Origin of the sequence: Bacillus cereus group sp. MG16, assembly GCF_040459875.1 — a bacterium.
GTDB classification, from domain to species: Bacteria; Bacillota; Bacilli; order Bacillales; family Bacillaceae_G; genus Bacillus_A; species Bacillus_A paranthracis.
In genome coordinates, this window is record NZ_JARVHE010000001.1 from 1,224,504 (window position 1) to 1,244,700 (window position 20,197).

Sequence of the window (20,197 nt, forward strand, 5' to 3'; positions counted from 1 at the left end):
AAAACCTATAAGTCAACTAGGGAATTCCGGAATTAAAAAAAAGATGGCAAAATGCCATCTTTTAATGTCCAGCCCCAGGGACAAGTAAAAATGTCGTGTAGTATGTAAATCCTATGAAGAAAACAGTTAAATATGCCCCAAATACGTATATATACATACGCTCTGTTAAATTTAAATAGCTTAAAAGTACGAAGAATCCTGTTTGTCCTAAAAATAGTAGTGCGGCCTGTTGCATATCCCCTACGTAAAACATAACCGAGAAAATTCCAGTCCAAAAGCCGAGAACGCGAAACATGCGCTCCATGCCATCTCCCTCCTTTTCTAAAAAAAGTAAACCTCACTTCATTATAGTTTATTTTTCTTACTATTGTAAATATTCGTTCATATAAAAAGAAGCCAATTATAATTGGCTTCTTTTTATATGAGAGATTAAATTGTTAGTTTATAATTACAAGATTTACATCCATCTAGTAAACTATCGTTTCGTGTTAATTCCGTGTTAGGGAATAGGATTTCAAAAATCCCTTTCATCATATCTCCGTGCATATTACAAATTTCAGTTGGGTGATGGACAGCAACTTCTTTAAATGGACAATTGTGTACATCATAGAAAATTTTCGTTCCATCTGCACTTAATTCAAATGCAGGTGATAAGCCAGCTGTTGAAAAGGCTTCTTTTGCAATTTGAATTTTTTGTTCAACTGTTAAGGCATCTTCACTCACATTTAAACGCTGCATATGTTGTTGCATTAATTCGGCCCCGAATTGTTTCCCTGTTTCGTAGAGCGCTTTTTCACCAGCAGCACCAAGGCTAAGTAAAGAATTAAACGCAATTCTTGCTAACAATTGATAGTCACGGAATGGGAATTGTAATTGGATAACATCTTCAGATAATACATATAATCTGCTTGGTCGTCCGCCTTTTCCAGTTTTCTTCGTTTCGGATTTCAGCATATGAACATCTTCTAATTTAGATAAATGTAAACGCGCTACGTTTGGATGAATTTCAAACTCATCTGCAATTTCTTGTACAGTTACGTAACTATGTTTTTGAGAAATATATTTATAAATGTAATAACGAGTTGGGTCAGATAATACACCAGTAATTTTTAAAGCTTGTTCCATGAGGATCTCCACCTTTATCACTTTATCCAAGATAATAACATTATAATACAGATAAACATGAGTATAGGTAATTTCAGACAATAATTCGGAAATTGTTCATAATTTCACAAACATATTTTTCCTTTTTAATCTAGTGAAAATACAAAAATACCGATTTTTCTTATGAATTTTTTCATGCTATATACATAGTGGGGAGGGAAAATGATGAATGGAATTGAAAGCTTTGCGAATACGATTTTGAAAGAAGCGTGCAGGGTACAAGCGTCGGACTTACATATTGTGCCCCGACAGAAGGATGTAGTGGTTCAACTGCGTATAGGAAAAGATTTAATGACGAAACAATGCATTGAAAAGGAGTTTGGAGAAAAACTTGTTTCACACTTTAAATTTTTAGCATCCATGGATATAGGGGAGAGGCGGAAGCCACAAAATGGTTCACTGTATTTACAAATGGATGGACAGGAAGTGTATTTACGTCTTTCCACGCTTCCAACTGTATATCAAGAAAGTCTCGTTATTCGTCTTCATTTACAAGCATCTATTCAGCCGTTATCTCATCTTTCGTTATTTCCAAGTACAGCGAAGAAACTACTTTCTTTTTTACATTATTCCCATGGGTTACTCGTATTTACTGGACCGACTGGATCGGGGAAGACAACAACAATGTATGCATTATTAGAGGTAATTAGAAAAAAGAAAACACGCCGCATCGTTACACTGGAAGATCCAGTTGAAAAAAGAAATGACGATGTATTACAAATTCAAATAAATGAAAAAGCAGGTATCACATATGAGGCGGGACTAAAGGCTATTTTGCGTCATGATCCAGATGTTATTTTAGTGGGTGAAATTCGTGATGAAGAAACAGCAAAAATCGCTATAAGAGCAAGTTTGACTGGTCATTTAGTAATGACGACACTGCATACGAATGATGCGAAAGGAGCAATACTTCGGTTTATGGACTTTGGCATAACAAGGCAAGAGATTGAACAATCTTTATTGGCTATAGCTGCACAGCGACTTGTTGAATTGAAGTGTCCGTTTTGTAAAAGAAAGTGCTCAACTGTATGTAAATCAATGAGGCAAGTAAGGCAAGCGAGTATTTATGAGTTGTTATATGGATATGAGTTAAAACAAGCGATTAAAGAAGCAAACGGGGAATGTGTCACGTACAAGCATGAGACATTAGAGTCTTCGTTGCGAAAAGGATACGCTTTAGGATTTTTAGAAGAGGATGTTTATGTTTAAGAAAATATGGAGTTTAAGTGATCAAGTAATATTACTGAAACGATTAGGAGAACTATTAGAAAAAGGATACTCTCTTTTGCAGGCACTAGAATTTTTACGGTTTCAATTACCTTTAGAAAAGAAAGTACAATTGCAGCGCATGATTGATGGATTAAAAAATGGAAAAAATCTACACGATTCTTTTCATCAATTAAAGTTTCATCAGGAGATGTTAAGCTATTTATTTTATGCCGAGCAACATGGTGATATTTCTTTTGCGTTGCAACAAGGGAGTGCACTTCTTTATAAAAAGGATAAGTATAGGAAAGATATGATGAAAATAATGCAGTATCCTATGTTTTTGGCGTTCTTTTTAATAATCATGATTTTGATTTTTAACCGCATTTTATTACCACAAGTTGACATGGTATATAGTTCATTTGGTTCTACAGCACCGTTATTCACAGAACAAATATTAAGTACAATTAAGCTACTACCCTATCTTATTTTTAGCACTATTTTTATTGTTATGGTGGGTTGTAGTGTATATATATTGTACTTTCGGAAACTCCCGCATATGAAGCAGATAAAAATTATGCTTCGTATCCCCCTTGTAAAAACATTTCTTATTTTAAAGCATTCGCATTATTTCGCTACTCAATTGAGCGGCTTATTACACGGAGGACTATCAGTACTTGAGGCTCTAACAATAATGATGGAGCAAAAGTATCAGCCGTTCTTTCAGTATGAAGCGGGCCGAGTTAAACACCAATTAATTGCGGGAGAACCGTTGCAATCTATTATTGCTAAAAGCGGATATTATGAGGAAGAACTTTCTTATATTATTACACATGGTCAAGCAAACGGTAATTTGGCGATTGAATTAGGTGATTATAGTGATCTGATTATGGAAAAGATGGAGCAAAAAATTAAACGTATGTTAGTGATTATTCAACCGATTTTATTTACGTGTATTGGAGCAATAGTTGTTCTTATGTATTTAGCGATGATTATGCCAATGTTTCAAATGATGAATTCTATATAGGAGGCATTTACATGCAGAATGAGGAAGGGTTTACCCTTTTAGAAATGTTATTAGTTATGGTCGTCATCACTGTATTATTACTATTAATTATTCCCAATGTAGTTACGCAGCGCTCATCCGTCGAAGGAAAAGGATGTAAAGCCTATGTGAAATCTATAGAAGCGCAAATACAAGTATATCAACTACAACATAATAAAATTCCCTCGCTAAAAGAGCTAATTGATGGGAAATATATTACAAAGGATGAGTGTCCGAATGGTGAAGCTATTCATATTTCCAATGATGGCACGGTAACAAGTGGGAAACTGTGAAGCAAAAAGGTTTTACACTTTTAGAAATGCTACTCGTTTTATTTGCCATTTCTGTATTAAGTACGGTCACGTATTTTCATGTACATTCATTATACGAAAAACAAAAAATCGAACAATTTTTAAGACAGTTTTCAAATGATATTTTGTATATGCAACAATTAGCTATAAACCGTCAAAAACACTATACATTACGATGGCATAAAGATAGACATATGTATTATATAGGGGAATCGAGTACGGATCATTCTATCATTAAAAGAGAATATGATAGTGATATACAATTGGATTTGAATACTTTTCCAAATCCGATGACATATAATCCGAGTGGGAATATTAATAGAGGTGGCACGATTTTACTTTCGTATCGAAGTTATAAATATGAGATTGTATTCCAGCTTGGAAGAGGGAGATTTACGTATCGTGAAATGTCAAAAAGGGTCAGTGATGGCTGAAATGCTTGTAGCATTAAGTATAGTAATGATGATGGTATCTTTACTACTTCCGCAAACAGTATTGATTATGCAAGAACGAAAAAACATACAAATTCGTTATAAGGCATTTGTATTATTAAAAAAAGAAGCAGCTTTATATATGTATGAGAATGAGGCAAAACAACAGAAAGAAAAAGTCATAAATGGAAATGTATATTACACATATTGGGGAGGAAATGAAGTTTGTGCGATGTGGAAAGATGTGAAAGGAAAAATGATGGAACAATGCTTTTATGCGGGAGAAAAAATGAATTAGAAGTTGGATTTACATTAATTGAAATGATCGTATGTTTTTTTCTGTTATCACTTTTCTTTTTACTCTTACCACGTTTAAGCTTTATTGGAATAGAAAACAAGCAATCAAAAGGGTTAAATAATTGGGAATGGGATGTGTTTGTAGGACAAGTACAGTTAGAGTTTCGTGAAGTATCATTTGTGGAAAAAATAGTTCCTGAAAATAGAGAGAGTATGTTGCGCTACCGTCTTCGCACTGGAGATGAAGTGACGTATGAAAAATTGAATAATCACCTTATAAGAAAAGTGAACATGCGCGGAAGAGAAGTTATATTACAAAATGTTGAAATGGTTTCGTATGAAGTAACACCTCATTTGCTCTTTATCAATGTGAAAGATAGGAGCGGGAAAAAATATGAAGGTGTAGCTATAAGGTATAGCGAAATGGGAATACATGTATGATAAAACAAGATGGATTTACGATGCCAGGAACAATCATTTTTCTTATATTATTAACTTCGTTCTTTATATACGAAACGAATATGTTGCTTATAGATAAAAAATTTTATATTGAAATAGAGCAAAAGTTTGTACTGGAGGAAATACTAAATCAATCTATTACAAATATAAAAAAAGACTTACGGCAAAAAGAAAAGGAAGATACTTTTTCTTTTCATATGAAAAGGGCGAAGCGAGTGGAAATTACGTATTTGAAAACGACGTTATTCTCGTTTCATTGCAGTGCAAAATAAAACAGGAAGGTTTCTATAAAGTAAGCTTTCGGTATAGAAAAAAAGATGAGAAAATATTTGATTGGATAGAAGGATAGTATGTGAAATATATGGATAAAAAACCATGATTTATCATTTGAAAATAGGCTGTTTTTTAAAAGGAAATGGATAAATAAAACAATTAAAAGTTTAAATTTTCTTAAAAAAGAGAAAGGTAGAAAGAATATGATATATTCATGCTATCCAATCATTATTTTTAGGGAGAATAGGGAAATGACAAATAACAATCAAATAGGTGAAAATAAGGAACAAACTATTTTTGATCATAAAGGAAATGCAATTATGACGGAAGATAGGGAAATACAAATTATTTCAAAATTCGAAGAACCTCTTATTGTCGTGTTAGGAAATGTATTAAGTGATGAAGAGTGCGATGAATTAATTGAATTGTCTAAAAATAAATTAGCACGTTCTAAAGTTGGTTCATCACGTGATGTAAATGATATTCGAACGAGTAGTGGTGCATTTTTAGATGATAATGAACTTACTGCGAAGATTGAAAAACGAATTTCATCTATCATGAATGTTCCTGTTTCGCATGGAGAAGGATTACACATTTTAAATTATGAAGTGGATCAACAATATAAAGCACACTATGATTATTTTGCCGAACATAGTAGATCAGCTGCTAATAATCGTATTAGTACGCTAGTCATGTACTTAAATGATGTAGAAGAAGGCGGAGAAACTTTCTTTCCGAAATTAAATCTTTCTGTGCACCCTAGAAAGGGAATGGCAGTATACTTTGAGTATTTCTATCAAGATCAATCACTAAATGAGCTTACGTTACACGGAGGGGCACCTGTAACGAAAGGTGAGAAATGGATTGCAACACAGTGGGTGAGAAGAGGTACTTATAGATAAAGCGAGTATGTTACGTTTTGTTCTTCAGTGTATAAGAAGAACAAAACGTTTTTTTATTAAATAAAGTAGCATCTTTCGTTATAATAACAAGTAATACATGACGATTGAGAGGAACGAAAATGAAATCTATATACATAACCGGCTATATGGGAGCTGGGAAAACAACAATTGGAAAAGCATTAAGTAAAGAACTTCATATGGATGTTATAGATACAGATCAAAAAATTGAAGAGAAGCAAGAGAAGGAGATTCGTGATATTTTTGCCGAAGAAGGTGAAATGGCTTTTCGGGAATATGAAAGTGAGATGTTACGTTCACTACCTGTTGAAAATGTAATCATTACAACTGGCGGCGGAATCATTGAGCGAGAGGAAAACCGAAAGTGGATGAAGGAAAATGGAACTGTCGTGTATTTATATTGTGATCCACATGTAATTGCAGAAAGGCTTCGTGAAGATACGACACGTCCACTATTTCAGAAGAAAGATATAGATGCATTTGTAATGAAATTCGAATTGCGCCGAGCTTATTATGAAGAGGCTCATATTCATATCGATACGACGAATAAGTCTGTAAAGCAAATTATGGATGAATTAAAAGAAAAGATTAATGAATAAAAAAGTGGACATACTAATCAAGTAGAGGTGATGATAATATGTCTACTAATGATTATGTTCGCTTTGTGACACAGCAGTTTGTGTCGTATATGGATGCTCCAAAAGAAGATCGTAAACAAAAGAAAGAACAACGCCGTGCTGAAAAAGAGCCATTTATGAATAAGTGGTTTGGTGTTATGCCGCTAAGTGCTGCTTTGTTTTATCAAAACGTAAAAAATAAAAGAAAAAAATCAAGTTAAAGATTTCGTAATATGTGTAGCAAAATGAAAATCCCCTAGTAGCATCATACTACTAGGGGATTTTCATTTACTGCATAGACTCTTTTTCTTCTGTAACGGCATGTATTTTATTGTTCACCCAGACAAATCCAATTCCGATACAAATGGAAATGCCCCATCCAACAGCGGTCATAATTGCTCTCATTTCACCGTAGCCATCTACACCGAAAACAGAGATGAAATAAATTTTTAAGAAGCTTTTTAATATGAATTGTAGACCGAAAAAGAGCGTTAAATATTGCAATGCTGGATAGATACGACTATCACGATACAGTTCACGACTTTTATCACGGTCATGGCCTTGCAGTGCAGCAATATCTGCTGCGAAATATAACATAAGTGGTTTTTTTATAAAAATTGTACATATAACGATAATACCGAGTACGATGTGATAATACGCATCGTTCCACAACATTCGTTCAGCTGATCCAGATAATAGATCTACCGTTGTATTAGAAATGAGTGTAATTAAAATAAAGAACCCTGTTACGTTAAACTGTTTTTCTTTTTTAAAGGTATACAGTGTATAAATAATTCCCGGAACAGAGGAAAGTAACATCGCGTAATACGGATCGATATAAGGTTTTGCGAATTTCCAAATGAGGAATGGGATTACGAGATAAAAGACAAGATCTAATATAGCTTTTTTATTTTGATTCATATACAGCCTCCTTAAGTCATACATATATTTTATAATATAATTTCTGAAAATTGTATAAGGTTTATTGAAAAAAGAAAAAGTATATGATTAGTAGATTGAAAAAATTGCCCCTAGCGTAGTAAGTTTTTTTAGTATATAATAAAGGAAACGCTTTCATTTTTAGTTTGTTCACAAAATGGACGGAAAATCACATATTTACTATCGATATGTTGTTTTATAATGAAACTAATTAAATATACATGCATACAATATTGTGAAATAAATAACATAAATAATTTATATAAATGTAAACGTTATCAAAAGAGAGAGGTGGAGGCAATGAGTAAATTTTTCTTCAATCATAATCCAGCAACAGTAGAGGATGGAAGGCTTGTTGAATATGCTGAAATTATTTATGGAGAAGGCGGCCGTTCTGTATTAGAAAATTTAATGGTGAAGGCATCTATCAGATTGCGTGATCGTTATCCGAATAAATCTGACGAGCAGATCTCGAACCTAGTAAATAAAGGCATCCATGATATGTTTCAAAAATATGTGAGTGAGTAAGAAGTAAGAGTAGCTAACGGCTGCTCTTATTTTTTTGTATAAGGATGGTGTCTCTAGCTGAAAATAAGGGTGTATTTTGAAAGATATAAAAAGGAGGGGAAATAATGAGCAATGGAATTGGTCGTTCAAAAGAAAATCTTCCAACTGATGCTAATCATGTGAGTGCAAAGGATCGTGCGCATCAAAAACGCATGGCAAAGCAAAAACAACAAGAGCGTAATGGCGATAGAGGATAACTCAAAAAAGCTCCTTCAAAAATGAAGGGGCTTTTTAAGTTAGAAAATGATTCGCCGTAACATAAAAGAGTCCACCGTTAATAATTTGTACTGTAATGCGGGGTTCATATTGTTCTTGCAGTGCTTGTTTTTCAATTTCATAGCTTTCAGGAAGTTCATCACTTTCTTCATAAAAACGATTTAAAAGGTCCAAATCGTGATTCCAGCGCACTCTTGCTTCTTTCGCCCACGTATGGTCATCTTCTGCAATAATATTTTTTAAAGCATCCTCTATACGTTGTAAACCGCTTTGCGGTTTAATAATAGGCGAGAGCGTAAAACAAAAGTCAGGTATTTTCGGTGTAAGTTTAATTTTAGTTAATGTTTCATGAAAGTTTGCAATCATTGTGCCAGAAATAAGATGAATGCCAATGGAGTGGAGGATATCTTTTTTTCGATCACATTGATAGGAAACTTTTATATTTACACCGAGCCACGGATGGAGCGGTGTATGCGTTGCTCCGCTATGCCGTACTTCCTCATATAAGCGTATGTAAGAGCCTAATTCTTTTGTCGTTTGAAAAATTTGATGAAGACGTGGTGAACCGTAGTGAATAAGTTCACCATCGTTTTCTTCATTTTCTGGATTTGTAATAAGAGTAAGGCGCATCGGATTCGGTACGCCTCCTGTCTTCTCAAGATAGTGCCAATAAAAAGGACGGTTCATTAATAATTTATCCATCTCAATTGTTAATTGCACATCCAATAGATGAGGAGAACGTTCTAAAATTTCACAGTTATTCGCCTCAAAAAAATTGTATAAGTAATTATGAATTTCATGTTGCTGCATAGCCTTGCACCTCAGCTTCATTTCGTTTCGCAAAGTCGATAATAGATGTTAAGTTTTCCATCTTAATTCGAATTTCTCCTTCACTTTTTGATTGCGCAAATATTTCTTGAATGTGTGCGTCGATGTTTTTCATATTAATTCTCGTTAAAATTTCATCAAGTTCACCAATCACACGCTCAAATAAATTAATTTTTTCATATAACAGTTTCAAAATATGTTCTTCAACAGTGTGTTTTGTAGCTAAGTTATAAATATGAACATCATTCTTTTGACCAAGGCGGTGAATACGTCCGATTCTTTGTTCAAGGCGCATTGGGTTCCATGGTAAATCGTAATTGATCATATGGCTACAAAATTGTAAGTTAATTCCTTCACCACCAGCTTCCGTTGCGATTAACACTTGCGCATGATTTTGGAAAAGTTCCTTCATCCAATCTTTCTTGCCCCGTTTAAATCCGCCGCGGAATGGGACAGAAGAAATACCGTGCTGTTGTAAAAACCATTGTAAGTACATTTGTGACGCTCGGTATTCTGTGAAAATGACGACTTTATCGTCAATTTCTTTTATAAGCTCTAGCGCTTTATTTGCTTTTGAGTTAAAAGGAATACGGTTAATTTTGTCCATTAGCACATCAATATGCGGATCTTTTACGTAATTCTCATTTTCCTTCTGTCGTTTTTCTACATGTTTTTTTAATGAATAGTAAACGGCCTCGCGACTACTACACGCTTCCCGTTTTAAAGTTAATGATGAGAAAGCAGATGTGAAGGCGTCTTGTCCTCGCCAATTTTCGATATCATTATATAGAGCTTGCTCTTCTTCATTAAACTCAACAAAAATTGTACGTACATGTCTCTTTGGCCAATCAATCCCGGTATTATGACGCCGATTTCGGACCATTACTTTGTTAATAAGAGCTTTTAAATCTTCATCAGATTCGGCTGAACGATTTTTTGAAGCATAATATTCTTCAAAATTGGATTGATTGCCTAAATGTCCTGGTTTTAATAAAGAAACCAGGTTGAAAATTTCATCAATCTTATTTTGGACAGGAGTAGCGGTTAATAATAAACAAAATTTCTTTTTTAATCGCTGTGCAAATTCATAGTTTTTTGTTTTATTATTTTTAAGTTTATGTGCTTCATCGATAATAATAAGGTCATATTCTAAGTTCAAAACGATATCACGATGTGGTGAACGTTTTGCAGTATCAATTGATGATACAATCACATCGGCTTGTTCCCACGAGTAGCTTTTCTTTTGAGCTACAGCTGGAATGAAAAACTTTGTATTTAATTCGTATGCCCATTGTGATACGAGAGAGGCTGGAACGAGTATAAGTACTTTTTTCACAAGGCCGCGGACCATATATTCTTTTAAAATAAGTCCAGCTTCAATCGTTTTTCCAAGTCCTACTTCATCTGCTAGAATCGCTTTACCATTCATTTGTTCAATAACATTTTGAGCGACTTCTAATTGATGAGGAAGTGGTGTGAAATGGGATAAATGTTTCGGTGCTTGTAATCCATCAAAAGTAGGAACAAGTAATGATTTTTCTGTTTCATAAGCTAAATGATATAAATCCCAGTTTGTCCAAGGACCATCTTCATCAATTCTATTTAAAAAATTGTTTTGCCACGTTCGATCTATGGAAATATCGACATTCATTACGACTCTCCCACCTTTTATAAACTAAAGTAATTATGAAAAAATCTTTAATATATAAGCCTTGTAATAAGGCGTTATTACACTTACTGAAAGGTAAACAATAAGTAAAGATAAAGGACTAAATCTTAAAAACTGTATGTAATAAGATTAAGCGTAAAAAATTCTAAATTATTTTTTATGCTAGAATATTGATGAAATATAGCGAATAATGTTAGGATAATGGTGTGAAATGTGTGGAATCTTTCGTATTTTATCCAAGAAAGTGATTTTTTATTTACGCTTTCATAAAAAAATATAATGAGATTCCGTATATCCTATCTTTTTAGAATGAAAATGTTTAGAAATGAGTAACAACTTTTATTGATTTGTCAGAGCATAAGGGGGAGAGATCATGATTACATTACAACGTACACCGTTATTTGATGTATACGCGAAGTATGGTGGGAAAACAATCGACTTCGGTGGTTGGGAGTTACCAGTTCAATTTTCAAGCATTAAAGAAGAACATGAAGCTGTACGTACAGCGGCAGGTTTGTTCGATGTGTCTCACATGGGAGAAGTTGAGGTAAAAGGTGTAGATAGTTTAGCATTTTTACAACGTGTTGTTACAAATGACGTATCTACCTTAAAGGTAGGGGGCGCACAATATACAGCAATGTGCTACGAAAATGGTGGTACAGTAGATGATTTATTAATCTACAAACGTGGTGAAGAAGACTATTTATTAGTTATCAACGCATCAAATATCGAGAAAGATTACGAATGGTTAGCTAGCCATGTAATTGGCGATGCGACAGTAGTCAATGTTTCTAGTGAAGTTGCACAGCTTGCAATTCAAGGACCAAAAGCAGAAGGCATTTTACAAAAAGTTGTGTCAGAAGATTTGAAAGAAATTAAGTTCTTTAAATTTAAAAACGATATTCTTGTAGATGGAATTCCAGCACTTGTATCTCGTACAGGTTATACAGGTGAAGATGGATTTGAAATTTACTGTAAGAGTGAAGATGCTGCAAAACTTTGGGAGAAACTTCTTGAAGTTGGAGCAGAAGAGGGCTTAAAACCATGTGGTTTAGGTGCTCGTGATACACTTCGTTTCGAAGCAACATTACCACTTTACGGTCAAGAATTATCAAAAGATATTACACCGGTTGAAGCTGGAATTGGCTTTGCGGTAAAACCAAATAAAGAAGCAGACTTCTTTGGGAAAGCGACTTTAAAAGAGCAAAAAGAAAACGGTGCGCCTCGTAAGTTAGTCGGCATCGAAGTAATCGAACGTGGAATTCCTCGTACGCATTACCCTGTATTTATTGGAGAAGAAAAAATCGGGGAAGTAACGAGTGGTACACAATCTCCAACGTTAAAGAAAAGCATTGGTTTAGCACTAATTGATGTAAAATACGCAGCAGTTGATACAGAAGTAGAAATTGAAATTCGTAATAAACGCGTCAAAGCAGTAGTTGTTCCAACACCATTTTATAAACGTTCAAAGTAACGGGGAGAGGGGTAGATTTCATGTTGCATCGTTATCTTCCAATGACAGAAGAAGACAAAAAAGAAATGTTACAAACGATCGGCGTTCAAACGATCGATGAGTTATTCTCTGATATTCCAGAGAGTGTTCGTTTTAAAGGGGATTTAAAAATTAAAGAAGCAAAATCAGAGCCAGAGCTTTTAAAAGAGCTATCTCAAATGGCTAGTAAAAATGCGAACTTAAAAGAGTATGCTTCTTTCTTAGGAGCAGGCGTATACGACCATTACGCTCCAGTAATCGTAGATCATGTTATCTCTCGCTCAGAATTTTATACAGCTTACACGCCATACCAACCGGAAATTTCACAAGGGGAATTACAAGCAATTTTTGAATTCCAAACAATGATTTGTGAGTTAACAGGAATGGATGTAGCAAACTCTTCTATGTACGACGGAGGTACAGCTTTAGCTGAAGCGGCAATGCTAGCAGCTGGCCATACTCGTAAAAAGAAAATTCTTGTATCTAGCGCAGTTCATCCAGAATCAAGAGCTGTACTTGAAACGTATGCAAAAGGTCAACATCTTGAAGTTGTTGAAATTAATCATAAAGATGGTGTAACAGATTTAGACGTATTACAAAGTGAAGTAGATGATACAGTTGCTTGTGTAATCGTTCAATATCCAAACTTCTTCGGACAAGTTGAAAAATTAGCTGATATTGAAAAAATCGTTCATCAACAAAAATCATTATTTATCGTTTCTTCAAATCCATTATCATTAGGCGCATTAACACCACCAGGAAAATTTGGTGCTGATATTGTAATCGGTGATGCACAGCCATTTGGTATTCCAACGCAGTTTGGTGGACCACACTGTGGTTACTTTGCAACAACGAAAGCATTCATGCGTAAAATTCCAGGACGTCTTGTTGGACAAACTGTAGATTCAGATGGTAAACGTGGATTTGTATTAACGTTACAAGCACGTGAACAGCATATTCGTCGTGATAAAGCGACATCTAACATTTGTTCAAACCAAGCGTTAAATGCATTAGCAGCTTCTGTTGCAATGACGGCACTTGGTAAACAAGGTGTGAAAGAAATGGCACGTCAAAATATTTCTAAAGCACAATATGCAAAACGTCAATTTGAAGCGAAAGGCTTCACTGTGACATTTGCTGGACCATTCTTCAATGAGTTCGTTGTAGATTGCAAGCGTCCAGTGAAAGAAGTAAACGATGCATTATTACAAAAAAATATTATCGGCGGTTACGATCTAGGCCGTGATTATAAAGAGCATGAGAACCATATGCTTGTAGCAGTAACTGAGCTTCGTACAAAAGAGGAAATTGACACACTTGTAAACGAAATGGGGGCTATCCAATGAAGAACCAAGACCAAGCACTTATCTTTGAAGTAAGTAAAGAAGGACGCATAGGATATAGCCTACCAAAATTAGATGTAGAAGAAGTGAAACTAGAAGATGTATTTGAGAGCGATTATATTCGAGTAGAAGATGCAGAGCTACCAGAAGTATCTGAACTTGATATTATGCGCCACTATACAGCACTTTCAAACCGTAACCACGGTGTTGATTCTGGTTTCTATCCACTTGGATCTTGTACGATGAAATATAATCCGAAAATTAATGAGAGTGTAGCTCGTTTCGCAGGATTTGCAAATATTCATCCGTTGCAAGATGAAAAGACAGTACAAGGTGCAATGGAATTAATGTACGATTTACAAGAGCATTTAATTGAAATTACAGGTATGGATACTGTTACATTACAACCAGCAGCTGGTGCACACGGAGAATGGACAGGCTTAATGTTAATTCGTGCATACCATGAAGCAAATGGTGACTTTAACCGTACGAAAGTAATTGTTCCTGACTCTGCTCACGGAACGAATCCAGCATCTGCAACTGTAGCTGGTTTTGAAACAATTACGGTAAAATCAAATGAACATGGTCTTGTTGACTTAGAAGACTTAAAACGTGTTGTAAATGAAGAAACAGCAGCACTTATGTTAACAAACCCTAATACATTAGGTTTATTCGAAGAAAATATTTTAGAAATGGCAGAAATCGTCCATAACGCAGGCGGTAAATTATACTATGATGGTGCAAACTTAAATGCGGTATTAAGCCAAGCGCGCCCAGGAGATATGGGATTTGACGTTGTGCATCTAAACCTTCATAAAACATTTACAGGCCCTCACGGCGGCGGTGGCCCAGGTTCTGGTCCAGTAGGTGTGAAAGCTGATTTAATTCCGTACTTACCAAAACCAATTTTAGAGAAAACGGAAGATGGCTATCGCTTTAACTATGATCGTCCAGAAGCAATTGGGCGCGTAAAACCATTCTACGGTAACTTCGGAATTAACGTTCGTGCATACACATACATTCGTTCTATGGGGCCAGATGGACTACGTGCAGTAACAGAGTATGCGGTATTAAATGCGAACTATATGATGAGAAGATTAGCACCATTCTATGATCTTCCATTCGATAGACATTGTAAGCATGAGTTTGTATTATCAGGTCGTCGTCAAAAGAAACTTGGTGTACGTACATTAGATATCGCAAAACGTCTGCTTGATTTCGGTTACCATCCACCAACAATTTACTTCCCATTAAATGTGGAAGAATGTATTATGATTGAGCCGACGGAAACAGAATCAAAAGAAACATTAGACGGTTTCATTGATAAGATGATTCAAATCGCTAAAGAAGTAGAAGAAAATCCAGAAGTTGTACAAGAAGCACCTCATACAACAGTCATTAAACGTTTAGACGAAACGATGGCTGCACGTAAACCAGTTTTACGTTATGAAAAGCCAGCTCCTGTACAAGTTTGATTAGAATAACAAAGGAAGAACTCGCTATATGCGAGTTCTTTTTTTTGTATGGAGAATTTGTTCCGCAATTTGTGGCCTGGTAATCAGTAGAGATGAACAAAAACACCCACTGATTAAAGTTTCACTTTATGCAGAAGTGGTGAAGAAAATGTTAAAAATTTATATTTTTTGTTTCATAATGGTGTAAAGAGGCAGTTTTATAGGTGATTTTGTTGAAAAAGTCAGTTTGATAAAAGTATTTATTTTTGTTAGAATTTTATTGAAATTAAGAAGATGTGATGAGGCAAAAATTACTCATTTTTATGTATATGTGAAAAAACGAGCAAGACGGGGGTGAAAGTGTGGGATATCGATGTTATAGAATGGTATACCATTTAGAAAATGGAGAAACAATTAAAGATGTAAAAGAATTTTGCTATCGAGACCAAGGAAAAGTGTTAGAAAGAGTAGCGCATCGTGTAATGGATAATAGAGAAGTGACGGCAATTGATAAGCAAGGAACGATCATTTCAATAGCATGTGAGGACATTGTAAAGGTGGAACTTGATTACATAACAGAAAGTTAACCTTGAGTCATATCGAATTATTCGATAAAATATACTGTTGAATGGTGAAGTGAGAAGAGAGGAGTTTATCATGGGTAGTACAAGACACTTTTATATGTTTATCTTAGCGTTTGTTCTTGTTGTGGCATTAACGATTTATTTAATTGTTGATAGCACTTGGTACAACACAGTTCATCCGGCGTTCCTTCTGTTTATGTATGTAGGAATTGCGGTAGTGAGTTTCGGAATGAGAGATGAGATGTTAGATCGCTTTGAAAAGTGATACATATACGAAAGACCAACAGGAAAATGTTGGTCTTTTTTTCTTGCCAAAAATAGGATAGTGTGTATATACTGTATATATAAGGTATATACAGTATATACACACTGGAGGAAAACATGAATATTATTATTTCGAATTCTTCCCAAGACCCTATTTATGTACAAATAAGAAAACAATTAAGCCAGCTTATTTTAAATGGTGGTTTAAAGGGTGGAGACCAATTACCGTCTATTCGTAGCTTAGCAAAGGAATTACAGATTAGTGTAATTACTACGAAGCGTGCGTACGAGGAGCTTGAGAAAGAAGGATATATAGAAACTGTTGCTGGGAAGGGGACTTATGTTTCACGTAAAAATAATGAACTATTAAAAGAACAAAGGCTTCGTCTATTGGAAAGTAAAGCGGAAGAGATTGTAAATGAAAGTAAAGCGTTACAGCTTTCACTTGAAGAATTACAGCAGATGATTGCGTGTTTATATGAGGGGGAATAAGAGATGTTAGAGTTAAAAAACGTATGTAAAAGCTATGAAGATTTTGCAGTAAAAAATATAAGTTTTACATTACCACGCGGATATATTATGGGATTTGTCGGACCGAACGGGGCCGGGAAAAGTACGACGATCAAAATGATTATGAATTTAATTAGAAAAGATAGCGGCGATATAAAAATTTTTGGCAAGGACAACAAGAAAGCCGAAAAGGAAATAAAGCAAAATATCGGCTTTGTATATGATGAAAATCATTATTACGAAGATTTAACGTGTGAGCAAATGAAGCGTATTATTGTACCGTTATATAAAAAGTGGGATGAAGAGCAGTATCAATCGTATATGCATAGATTGCAAGTTCCGAAGTATAAAAAAATTAAAGAATTATCAAAAGGAATGAAAATGAAATTTGCGATTGCCATCGCGCTCTCGCACCACGCAGAATTTATCATCATGGATGAACCAACAGCAGGATTAGATCCAGTTGTTCGAAGTGAATTACTTGATATGTTGCAAGAAATTGTAATGGAAGATGAAGTATCGGTATTATTCTCAACGCACATTACAACAGATTTAGAGCGCATTGCAGATTATATTACGTTTATCAACGATGGAGAAATTATATTTACTGGTGAAAAAGAAGACTTGATGGAGAACTACGTAATCGTAAAAGGAAGTAATGATTTATTAGATCGAGAAGGAAAAGAACTATTTGTTGGATTACGAAAAAATAAATTTGGTTTTGAAGGTTTAGCGAAGGATAAACAAGCAATTATTGACTGGTTTGGAAATGAGGTTGTACTAGAAAAGCCTACATTAGATGATATTATCGTTTACACCGCGAAAGGGAGAAGTGCCTATGCGTCAGCTAATCTATAAAGATTTGTTCTTTTTTCGGGTTATGTGGTTAGTGTATTTTATTATGCCCCTTGTTCTCTTTGGATTAGATCCAGATGGTGAATTGTTGTTTCCAATGAGTTGCTTACTCATAACGATATCATCTTCTATGATACTAATAGCGATGGATGAAAAAAATAAAAGTGATGTTATTATAAATAGTTTACCTGTTGGACGAAAGGATATCATTATTGCTAGATATATTTCGGGTGTAATATTTATTGTAGGTGGCATGATTTCTACTACGCTAGTTGTTTTTCTTATAAGAGGTATCGCTGTCATTGGTGATATTGGAGTTTATCATCCCAATTTATATATTGAAATTCCTTGGTATGTAGTAGTCAGAGGTGGTGTATATTCTTTAGTTTATATTACAGCATTATTCCCGAGTTATTATGGGACAAAATCAAAAATAGTACGTGGAATATTTACAGGTGGAGCCGCTGGAATAGGTGTTATTGTTGGAGTGTTTATTGGTGACGGAGAAAGCGCTACGGCATCATTCATTGAGTGGATTGTGAATCCATTACATATTGGTGTATTTGTAGTTGGATTCATTACATTAGTTAGTATTTATATCGCTTCTATGTTTCTTACAATTAAAATTTATGAAACGCGTGATTTATAGAGAGGAGAATTCATATGCAACAGTTGATTTTGAAGGAGTTTTTTTTACAGAAGAAGATGTTTCCTTTCTATTTTTTAATCCCTATTTTATCTATTTTTAAGGATTCCGTCGAACCAATGGGGATTGCAATAGGATTATTTATAACATGTAGTACGATTATATATATTTCTTTTTATTATGAAGAGAAAAGTAAAGCAGAAAAAGTATTAGTGAGTTTGCCTATAACGAGAAAAGAAATAGTTATAGCTAAATATATTTCAAGCACATTATTTATTATGGTTGGTTTGAGTGTAACTTTTATAGTCGTAATATTAGGAAATATTTTATTGGGCAGGGATATAGTCATGCCTGGATATGCAGTGTTTTCAGCGATAGTAGCAACTTTGATTTATTGTGTAGTAACGATACCGACTAATTACATTGGGGGATATAAAGTTATTACAGTCTTGAATTTGATTATGCTGTTTCCTTTAATAGGTATGATTGGTCTTATGTGCAATATTTTTGGTGATAAAACAATTATGTTAAAAGTACTTCACTCTCAAGAGGCTACACAAGCAATGAGTGTTCTTGGTATTGGAGTATTAGTGAGTATATTCATATCAATGTTCCTCTCAATGAAAATGTTTCAGCAGGCAGAGTTATAGAAGGGACATTTTCATATTAGGAGGTGCAATACATGATCAAGCAATTAGTTTTAAAAGATATGATGATGCAAAGAAAGTTAGGGTTTGTTTATCTTATATGTTTTTTGTTTCTGCTCATTGTTGATTTTAGTAGTGATAGTTTTTTGATGACATTTAGTATGTTTGTACCTGCTCTTGGCATGATACTGTCAATGAGTTATGAGGGGGAAAATAAAAGTGAACTGGTAGTAAATAGTTTACCTTTTGACCGTAAAGATCTTGTCATAGGGAAATACATATTTGTAAGTATTTTAGTTGCTCTAGGTGGATGTTTCTCACTAGTGATTGGTTTAATACAGTTGCAAAATGAGCATATGACTGGATTTATGCTGTGGGGAGAAATTCTCGGAGGTATAACAGGTGGGTTTGTTTGTAGCATAATTGTACTTCCGATTGAATTCTCAGTAGGATATAGCAGTGCCAAACAAATTGCTCCGTTTGCCGGACTTGCATTGGGATATTTGAGTGGATTGATTGTAAGTAACGTTTGGTTAGATGTAGAAAATGCTTTGAGCACGAGTCTAGTCGTAAATATTTGTTTTATAGCAGGGCTTCTTATTTTGTATGTTATGTCCATGTTACTCTCAATTAACTTATACAATGAGCGTGATTTATAAGGAGGGAGCGATTGTGAAGCAACTAATTTTAAAAGATTTCATCATTCAATGGAAGTTTTTAATTTGGTACATACTGTATCCTGTTTTCTTTTATATGGTCTTAACAGATACGGAAAATCTATTCATAATTATGTCCGTAATTATTACAATTGGAGCAACAGTAAAAACATTTGAAGCAGATAGTAAAAATGAGAGTGAAGTTATAGTAAATAGTTTACCAATATTGAAAAAACATATTGTATTTGCAAAATATATAGTAGCAATTATTATTCTTTTTATAAGTGTAATGGTCGGTTGTTTTACGATGGGAATGAAGAATGGGGTTAACCTATTTGAATTTATTGAAACGACAATGGTTGCTAGTATTAGCTTTATTTTAGTGTATTTAAGCTTTGTTTTACCGATATCGTTTTGGTTGGCCTATAAAAAAACTATTTTTATTGCGATTTTTATACTAATAGCACCTATGGCCATTTCTTCTATTTTCTTTGGAATCAACCTAGAACAAATTCAATTATATAGTAGCTTGTTATTCATTGGTTCAATATGTATGTTCATAACATCTGTCTTCGTTTCAGTGAAATTGTACGAGAAGAGAGAATTTTAAAAGGTGCCTTATGTAAGGCACCTTCTTCAATAGCGACAATAGGAAAGTAAAAGTTTATAAACAGAGAGGCTATTCGGTACAACATCTTTTGGAGTATGTAATATAAAGCTGAAAACGATAACGAGAATAAGAAAGAGGAAAAATAAAAATAGGATCTGCTTATGTACGGAATTTTGCATATTATCCACTCCTTT

Annotated in this window: 28 protein-coding genes and 1 pseudogene; 23 read left to right on the forward strand and 6 right to left on the reverse strand. The window is 34.4% G+C overall.

Going from position 1 to position 20,197, the window contains the following annotated elements; translation table 11 throughout:
- Nucleotides 1-61: 61 nt before the first annotated feature.
- Both QCI73_RS06340 and QCI73_RS06345 read right to left on the reverse strand, forming a co-directional pair.
- Nucleotides 62-304, reverse strand: coding sequence for a DUF2626 domain-containing protein (locus QCI73_RS06340; RefSeq protein ID WP_000440719.1), 243 nt, complete (start codon nt 302-304; stop codon nt 62-64).
- 125 nt (nt 305-429) lie between these two features.
- Nucleotides 430-1,125 carry a helix-turn-helix transcriptional regulator gene (locus tag QCI73_RS06345; protein WP_029439920.1) on the reverse strand — a complete coding sequence of 232 codons (696 nt, stop codon included), beginning with the start codon at nt 1,123-1,125 and terminating at the stop codon, nt 430-432.
- A gap of 204 nt (nt 1,126-1,329) precedes the next feature.
- On the opposite strand from QCI73_RS06345, the gene comGA reads away from it, so the two are divergent.
- From comGA to QCI73_RS06395, 10 genes and pseudogenes are all read left to right on the forward strand, one after another.
- Nucleotides 1,330-2,373, forward strand: coding sequence for a competence protein ComGA (comGA, locus tag QCI73_RS06350; RefSeq protein WP_316149267.1), 1,044 nt, complete (start codon nt 1,330-1,332; stop codon nt 2,371-2,373).
- Nucleotides 2,366-3,397, forward strand: a complete 1,032-nt coding sequence (gene comGB / locus QCI73_RS06355) for a competence type IV pilus assembly protein ComGB (RefSeq protein WP_353822662.1) — start codon at nt 2,366-2,368, stop codon at nt 3,395-3,397. Before comGA ends, comGB begins: the two co-directional genes overlap by 8 nt.
- An 11-nt stretch (nt 3,398-3,408) precedes the next feature.
- A complete protein-coding gene (comGC, locus tag QCI73_RS06360; protein WP_001178694.1) occupies nt 3,409-3,708 on the forward strand; it encodes a competence type IV pilus major pilin ComGC in 300 nt (99 codons plus the stop codon).
- Complete coding sequence (gene comGD, locus QCI73_RS06365) at nt 3,705-4,160, forward strand: comG operon protein ComGD (protein ID WP_327922502.1); 456 nt, start codon at nt 3,705-3,707, stop codon at nt 4,158-4,160. Before comGC ends, comGD begins: the two co-directional genes overlap by 4 nt.
- Nucleotides 4,153-4,455: a competence type IV pilus minor pilin ComGE gene (gene comGE / locus QCI73_RS06370; RefSeq protein ID WP_000829518.1), complete on the forward strand. Its 303-nt coding sequence runs from the start codon at nt 4,153-4,155 to the stop codon at nt 4,453-4,455. Before comGD ends, comGE begins: the two co-directional genes overlap by 8 nt.
- Nucleotides 4,425-4,895 carry a competence type IV pilus minor pilin ComGF gene (comGF, locus tag QCI73_RS06375; protein ID WP_353824092.1) on the forward strand — a complete coding sequence of 157 codons (471 nt, stop codon included), beginning with the start codon at nt 4,425-4,427 and terminating at the stop codon, nt 4,893-4,895. The genes comGE and comGF overlap by 31 nt, the downstream gene beginning before the upstream one ends.
- Nucleotides 4,892-5,262: pseudogene (gene comGG, locus QCI73_RS06380) on the forward strand (competence type IV pilus minor pilin ComGG). The gene comGF and the pseudogene comGG overlap by 4 nt, the downstream one beginning before the upstream one ends.
- A gap of 175 nt (nt 5,263-5,437) precedes the next feature.
- A complete protein-coding gene (locus QCI73_RS06385) occupies nt 5,438-6,088 on the forward strand; it encodes a 2OG-Fe(II) oxygenase (RefSeq protein ID WP_061132206.1) in 651 nt (216 codons plus the stop codon).
- A 119-nt stretch (nt 6,089-6,207) separates the two neighbouring features.
- Nucleotides 6,208-6,705 carry a shikimate kinase AroK gene (aroK, locus tag QCI73_RS06390; protein ID WP_000836625.1) on the forward strand — a complete coding sequence of 166 codons (498 nt, stop codon included), beginning with the start codon at nt 6,208-6,210 and terminating at the stop codon, nt 6,703-6,705.
- Between the two features lie 38 nt (nt 6,706-6,743).
- Entirely contained in the window at nt 6,744-6,944 is a 201-nt protein-coding gene (locus QCI73_RS06395) for a YqzE family protein (RefSeq protein ID WP_000106079.1), read from the forward strand.
- Between the two features lie 67 nt (nt 6,945-7,011).
- On the opposite strand, the gene QCI73_RS06400 is transcribed toward QCI73_RS06395, so the two are convergent.
- Entirely contained in the window at nt 7,012-7,644 is a 633-nt protein-coding gene (locus QCI73_RS06400) for a VC0807 family protein (RefSeq protein ID WP_001073109.1), read from the reverse strand.
- Between the two features lie 128 nt (nt 7,645-7,772).
- Nucleotides 7,773-7,889, reverse strand: coding sequence for a hypothetical protein (locus tag QCI73_RS06405; protein WP_003279814.1), 117 nt, complete (start codon nt 7,887-7,889; stop codon nt 7,773-7,775).
- A 73-nt stretch (nt 7,890-7,962) separates the two neighbouring features.
- Here QCI73_RS06405 and QCI73_RS06410 point away from each other — a divergent pair, with 73 nt between their 5' ends.
- Both QCI73_RS06410 and QCI73_RS06415 read left to right on the forward strand, forming a co-directional pair.
- Nucleotides 7,963-8,190, forward strand: coding sequence for a hypothetical protein (locus QCI73_RS06410; protein ID WP_000032699.1), 228 nt, complete (start codon nt 7,963-7,965; stop codon nt 8,188-8,190).
- A gap of 104 nt (nt 8,191-8,294) precedes the next feature.
- On the forward strand, nt 8,295-8,426 hold the full coding sequence (locus QCI73_RS06415; RefSeq protein WP_000064661.1) for a hypothetical protein: 132 nt from the start codon (nt 8,295-8,297) through the stop codon (nt 8,424-8,426).
- A 34-nt stretch (nt 8,427-8,460) separates the two neighbouring features.
- Here the strand turns inward: QCI73_RS06415 and QCI73_RS06420 are convergent, their stop codons facing one another.
- Together QCI73_RS06420 and QCI73_RS06425 are read right to left on the reverse strand one after the other, a co-directional pair.
- Nucleotides 8,461-9,255: a YqhG family protein gene (locus tag QCI73_RS06420; RefSeq protein ID WP_001183969.1), complete on the reverse strand. Its 795-nt coding sequence runs from the start codon at nt 9,253-9,255 to the stop codon at nt 8,461-8,463.
- On the reverse strand, nt 9,242-10,924 hold the full coding sequence (locus tag QCI73_RS06425; RefSeq protein ID WP_001100019.1) for a DEAD/DEAH box helicase: 1,683 nt from the start codon (nt 10,922-10,924) through the stop codon (nt 9,242-9,244). The genes QCI73_RS06420 and QCI73_RS06425 overlap by 14 nt, the downstream gene beginning before the upstream one ends.
- A 391-nt stretch (nt 10,925-11,315) precedes the next feature.
- On the opposite strand from QCI73_RS06425, the gene gcvT reads away from it, so the two are divergent.
- From gcvT to QCI73_RS06480, 11 genes are all read left to right on the forward strand, one after another.
- Complete coding sequence (gene gcvT, locus QCI73_RS06430; protein WP_000631772.1) at nt 11,316-12,416, forward strand: glycine cleavage system aminomethyltransferase GcvT; 1,101 nt, start codon at nt 11,316-11,318, stop codon at nt 12,414-12,416.
- A 20-nt stretch (nt 12,417-12,436) separates the two neighbouring features.
- A complete protein-coding gene (gcvPA, locus tag QCI73_RS06435; protein ID WP_000903231.1) occupies nt 12,437-13,780 on the forward strand; it encodes an aminomethyl-transferring glycine dehydrogenase subunit 1 in 1,344 nt (447 codons plus the stop codon).
- Nucleotides 13,777-15,252: an aminomethyl-transferring glycine dehydrogenase subunit 2 gene (gene gcvPB / locus QCI73_RS06440; RefSeq protein WP_000795696.1), complete on the forward strand. Its 1,476-nt coding sequence runs from the start codon at nt 13,777-13,779 to the stop codon at nt 15,250-15,252. Before gcvPA ends, gcvPB begins: the two co-directional genes overlap by 4 nt.
- A 362-nt stretch (nt 15,253-15,614) precedes the next feature.
- Nucleotides 15,615-15,818 carry a DUF3929 family protein gene (locus tag QCI73_RS06445; protein ID WP_000262495.1) on the forward strand — a complete coding sequence of 68 codons (204 nt, stop codon included), beginning with the start codon at nt 15,615-15,617 and terminating at the stop codon, nt 15,816-15,818.
- A gap of 70 nt (nt 15,819-15,888) precedes the next feature.
- Complete coding sequence (locus QCI73_RS06450) at nt 15,889-16,080, forward strand: hypothetical protein (RefSeq protein ID WP_000535935.1); 192 nt, start codon at nt 15,889-15,891, stop codon at nt 16,078-16,080.
- 116 nt (nt 16,081-16,196) lie between these two features.
- Nucleotides 16,197-16,571 carry a GntR family transcriptional regulator gene (locus tag QCI73_RS06455; RefSeq protein ID WP_001021352.1) on the forward strand — a complete coding sequence of 125 codons (375 nt, stop codon included), beginning with the start codon at nt 16,197-16,199 and terminating at the stop codon, nt 16,569-16,571.
- 3 nt (nt 16,572-16,574) lie between these two features.
- Entirely contained in the window at nt 16,575-17,447 is an 873-nt protein-coding gene (locus QCI73_RS06460) for an ABC transporter ATP-binding protein (protein ID WP_353822663.1), read from the forward strand.
- Nucleotides 17,428-18,093, forward strand: coding sequence for an ABC-2 transporter permease (locus QCI73_RS06465; RefSeq protein WP_353822664.1), 666 nt, complete (start codon nt 17,428-17,430; stop codon nt 18,091-18,093). The genes QCI73_RS06460 and QCI73_RS06465 overlap by 20 nt, the downstream gene beginning before the upstream one ends.
- Before the next feature lie 14 nt (nt 18,094-18,107).
- Nucleotides 18,108-18,740 (forward strand): ABC-2 transporter permease, encoded by a 633-nt coding sequence (locus tag QCI73_RS06470; protein ID WP_353822665.1) that lies wholly within the window; start codon nt 18,108-18,110, stop codon nt 18,738-18,740.
- A 32-nt stretch (nt 18,741-18,772) separates the two neighbouring features.
- Nucleotides 18,773-19,396 (forward strand): ABC-2 transporter permease, encoded by a 624-nt coding sequence (locus QCI73_RS06475; protein ID WP_353822666.1) that lies wholly within the window; start codon nt 18,773-18,775, stop codon nt 19,394-19,396.
- 10 nt (nt 19,397-19,406) lie between these two features.
- Nucleotides 19,407-20,003, forward strand: a complete 597-nt coding sequence (locus QCI73_RS06480) for an ABC-2 transporter permease (protein WP_353824093.1) — start codon at nt 19,407-19,409, stop codon at nt 20,001-20,003.
- Nucleotides 20,004-20,197 lie beyond the last annotated feature (194 nt).